Here is a 4,667-nt window from a genome sequence, read left to right on the forward strand (position 1 = left end):
GCCGCCGCGCGCGTCGCGCGCGAGGCCGAACACGCGGGCGACGCCCGCCGCGCCGTTCAGCCGACCGCGAAGCGGTCGGCTGAACTTAGTTTTGAGTAGTTACCTCTGGTCAAACCATCTAAGGTTAGCTCCAGCGGAGCGGTAACACCCTGATAAATCAGGGTGCTAATCGCAGGAGAAAAATGAGGAGAGGAGGAGAATAGTAGTTACTCTCTCCGATATGAGAAATTCTACCACCAACAAAATAAGACCAATAAACAAAGGATATTGAAATCGATCTTCATATTGAGAATACAGGCCGGAAGCAAGTTCTTTTTTCTCCATGCCAGAGATTTCGCGGACAATTCTCTTTACCTCGATCTCACCAAGACTGGCCCGATAGTATTGCCCGGAAGTTTTAAAGGCCATCTGCTGGAGACTATTCTCATCTAACTTACTCATCACTACTTCGCCTTGCTTATTCAATTTGTATCCGGTAAGGTTTCTATTCTCATCATAGAGCGGGATAGGCTCACCCTGAGGCCGGCCGATACCTATGGTATAAATTCTTATGCCTTCCCTTTTGGCTTCCTCAGCCGCTTCTAAGGGATTACTTTGATGATCTTCACCATCGGTTAAGATGATGAGGACCTTATATTTTCGCTCCCGTTCGGAGAAACTTTTTATGGCCACTCTGATGGCCTCACCAATAGCCGTCCCCGGAGAGGGGATAAGGGATGTATCCGCCATAGAAAGAAAGAGCTTAGCGGCTGAATAGTCAAGGGTTAGAGGACACTGAAGGAAGGCATCTCCGGCAAAGGCAATGATTCCTACCCGATCTCCTTTAAGTTCATCAATCAGAGAAGATAATTCTAATTTGGCCTTAGCCAGACGGTTAGGTTGTACATCTTCTGCTTCCATACTTAAAGAGGTGTCGATGGCAATAAGGACATCTACCCCCTGCCGTTTTACCTTAACCATTCTGGAGCCGAACCGGGGATTAGCCAGGGCCAGGATGAGGAAGCTCAGCCCAAGCACGATAAGATACGCCTTTAACCTCTGTTTCTTGGAACTAACCGAAGAGGCCAGCACCTCCAATAACCTGGGCCCGGCAAACCTGGCGAGGAGTTTCTTTTTTCTCCAGCCGGCCGAGACATAAAGTATAATTACTCCGGGAATGAGCCAGAGTAAATAGAGGTTCTCAGGATAGCCAATCATCTTAATTTCGGATTGCGCACCCACTTCGTGGGTACCCAGGATTTCGGATTGGGATAAATGTAACCGTTCACCTCACCACGGAGACACAGAGACACTGAGAAAAATCTAAAGAACAAATCTCTTAATTCCATCTTTCAAAACAGGTATTAAGTGCTTTTTTCGTAACCGTTCAGGGGGTAATGAAAGTTGAGGGGAAATTTTTGTAACTATTCAGCCCTTAAGGCACAAAGACACAAAGATTACCAATAATAGCACACGGATTACACGGATGAGACGGATTGACACGGATAAAGATTTTCGACCTGTGAAATAGGTTTATACAAATATCCCCCAATAGAGGGTGAGAAGGTAAGAAAGAGAATAAACAGATCGCTCCTCTGGAGCTAATTTGTTATGAGAGATATATTCTACAAACATGTCGCTCCTCTGGAGCTAACCTGAATAAAGCTCCGTAGGAGCAATCTGTTTGTAGTAATTTCGCAAACGCAATATATTTGCAGCTCCGTAGGAGCGACCTGTTTTTAGTAGTAGAGCTTGAATATCTATGTCTATGGAAAGTTTCTTGCATCTTATTTAAACCTATTTCACAGGTCGAAAATTTTTAGAAAAAATCCGTGAGAATCCGCCAAAATCTGTGTCATCCGTGGGCTATTCTATTATTTTCTTCGTGGCTTAGTGGCTTTGTGGCTGAACGGTTACCTTTTTTCTAAAATCATTCTCCGTGTCTCTGTGTCTCTGTGGTGAACGATTACGGATAAATCTGCAACCTGTACTCCGAAGTCCGCAATCCGGAATCAATTATGGTATCTTCCGCAAGACGGTCTGGGCCAGGCCGATCTCCAAAAGGATGAAGGCCAGCCCCGGCCCCAGGAAATAAGGGAATATCTCGCGGTATTCCATATATTCTTTGACCTTGATCTCAGTCTTCTCCAGCTTATCAATCTGTTTATATATTTCTGAAAGTCCCTCAGAAGAGGTAGCCCGGAAGTAAAGACCGCCGGTTTCCTTAGCTATTTGAGACAGGGTTTCTTCATCCAGGTCTTCATCGATCCAGATATATTTTTTTCCAAAGATAGGATGGTTAATCGGATAAGGCGCCTTTCCTTTTGAACCAGCTCCAATAGTGTAAATCTTGACTCCAAAAGAGGCGGCTGCCCTGGCTGCCGTAAGGGGGTCGATCTCACCGGTGTTATTTCGACCGTCGGTCAAGAGAATAATAACTTTGCTCTTAGCCTGGCTTTCCTTCAGTCTGCTCAGAGAGGTCATAATGCCTATCCCAATGGCGGTGCCTTCGCTCCCGGTCATGCCGACCTCAACTTTGTCCAAAAACTCAAAAAGCGCGCCGTAGTCCAGGGTAAGAGGGGCTTGAGTCAGACTGAGTCCGGCAAAAGACACCACCCCAATACGGTCGCTTTTTCTTCCCTTAATGAACTCTACCGCCGCGGTCCTGGCCGCCTCGAACCTGTTTTTAGGCTTGAAATCCTCGGCCAGCATAGACCGTGAGGTGTCCAGGCACAGAATAATATCTATGCCCTTTTTTATGATCTCCTCACCCTTTACCCCGGTCTGAGGTCTGGCCAGGGCCAGGATGATAAAAGAGAGGGCAATCACCCTCAGGACCGTAAGCAATGCCTGGTAAGTGACTCGTCTGGGGGGACTGATCTCCTTCACTATCCCCAGATCAGAAAAGGTAAGGGCGGCAGGCTTTGAGGACCTCCTGTGCTTGTATAAAATCAAGAGAGGTAAAATCACTAAGATTAATAAAAATAATGGATTAGCGAATCGCATCATTAAAACTCGAGTCCGAATTCGGCTGAAAGGATGGTGGCTTGATAGTCTACCTGCTGACCGGGACGATCGGCTTCATCCTGGTGGTCGATAAATTCAGCCCTGACATTAAAAACAGCCCGCGGACTGAACCGATAGATGCCCTCCAGGCTGAATATCCCCCTGGCCCAATCAATCCTCTCGTCGCTGATGACATCCGGTTCCTTGGTCCACGGATCATCGGTTCGATCTGTCCACCGATATTCATAACCTACCAGAAGGCTCAGGTTGTATCTCAAGTAAAGGGTAAGCTCACCCCGGGCGATCTGAAAGGAAGTCAAGGTGTTTCCCCCTTTGGAGGATGGTTCAATCTCCTCCAGATATTTGTAATAACCATTAGCGGCTATCCTTTTGACCGGGACTTTATATCCGGCCTGGACACGGACGCCTGTTCTGTTGGGGGTATATGTCTTGACCGTATATGAAGCCGTGGTGTCCGGGAAATCTGGGTCCACCCGAATATAGGCAATGTTTCCCTCTAAGGATGGCATTCCCAGAAAGTCAAGATCACCCTTTACCCCCACCCAACCAGCTATTCCTTCCCGCATCTTATCCTCAGGATCGAGAAGGTCTCTGTCCCATTCGCCTCTAACAAACTCACCTTCAATAACAAAAAGATCCTCAACCGGAAGTAAAAAGTCTAGACCATAAATCTCGCTTTCCACTGGAGGGGGTAGATTACTTTCCTTTACCTTTCGATCCTTCAATTTAAGATAGGTCAGTCCCAGCTCAATAGCTGATTCGGCGGGCAAATAGGCGAAAACAGCCTTGAATCTTCCGCCGTAGACATCCCGGCGGTAGGCTTCTCCTCTTGGACGGACGCCAAAACCGATTAAGTCAAGGCCGGGGGTGGGTTGCAGGGCAATCTTTACCCCTTCAAAGAGCCTTGGCTCGTCCAGCAGTCCATCCAGTCGGCCCCCCTGAATACCGGAAAGCCTGGTGGTGTATCCAGGGGAGTGTGGGCCGGCGTTATCCTGGGGGTCCCATTCCTTCATGGTCAGAGGAGTAAGCGTAAGGTTAAAGCGTCCAGCTATGAGGTCAACCAGTGGTCGGTGAAATCCGAGTAATATCTCTCTGGATTCAACCTTAAGGTCCTCCGGCTCTTCTTTCCCCTCATTCCCTATTCGAATTACCCCCATTACCGCCAAATCCTTAACCACGGTTGATGAGAGTTTGATGTCAAGCCTCTCGGTCAGAGCCGTCTCGCGCTTAAGAGACGCTCCCAGGGAATCGATGATCTCTCCTTCTTTGCCCAACCCTTTTGCCCCGACATCTCTGGCCCTGAATCTACCCTCTCCCTGGACGGTGATTTTAGCCCGGTCTTCTTCCTGACCGCGTTTGAAGATATCAATATCAAAGGCCAGCGTTATCGACGGCCAAAATAGGACTAACCACAAGATCGCCTTCTTCATTACTCCTCTACTCACGAAAGTTGTATCTACTCAAAATCAAGTTAAAAAAGTAAGCTCATTACAGATTATAGTGCTATGGGTTAAGTTTCATCTCCTTTTGTCCTGACAGCGTCGGCATAAGAGCTTCCCCTCCCTTGAGGCTTATCCTTACCCACAAATTGGGTAAAAGGATGGGGTAAACAAGAGCCTGCCTTGATGAAAATCAAGGATAAACCACGAAGAGCACGAAGG

General features: G+C 47.7%; 3 protein-coding genes. All 3 read right to left on the reverse strand.

Annotation, left to right across the window (positions count from 1 at the left end; all coding sequences use genetic code 11):
• Window positions 1-165: 165 nt before the first annotated feature.
• The 3 genes from AB1797_13215 to AB1797_13225 all read right to left on the reverse strand — a co-directional run bounded on the left by AB1797_13215 (window position 166) and on the right by AB1797_13225 (window position 4,436).
• Window positions 166-1,197 (reverse strand): VWA domain-containing protein, encoded by a 1,032-nt coding sequence (locus tag AB1797_13215; protein MEW5768545.1) that lies wholly within the window; start codon window positions 1,195-1,197, stop codon window positions 166-168.
• Window positions 1,198-1,995: 798 nt separating this feature from the next.
• Window positions 1,996-2,988: a VWA domain-containing protein gene (locus AB1797_13220; GenBank protein ID MEW5768546.1), complete on the reverse strand. Its 993-nt coding sequence runs from the start codon at window positions 2,986-2,988 to the stop codon at window positions 1,996-1,998.
• Window positions 2,988-4,436, reverse strand: a complete 1,449-nt coding sequence (locus AB1797_13225) for a hypothetical protein (GenBank protein MEW5768547.1) — start codon at window positions 4,434-4,436, stop codon at window positions 2,988-2,990. The genes AB1797_13220 and AB1797_13225 overlap by 1 nt, the downstream gene beginning before the upstream one ends.
• Window positions 4,437-4,667: the final 231 nt, after the last annotated feature.

It is taken from the genome of bacterium (assembly GCA_040753085.1).
Classification (GTDB): Bacteria; UBA9089; JASEGY01; order JASEGY01; family JASEGY01; genus JASEGY01.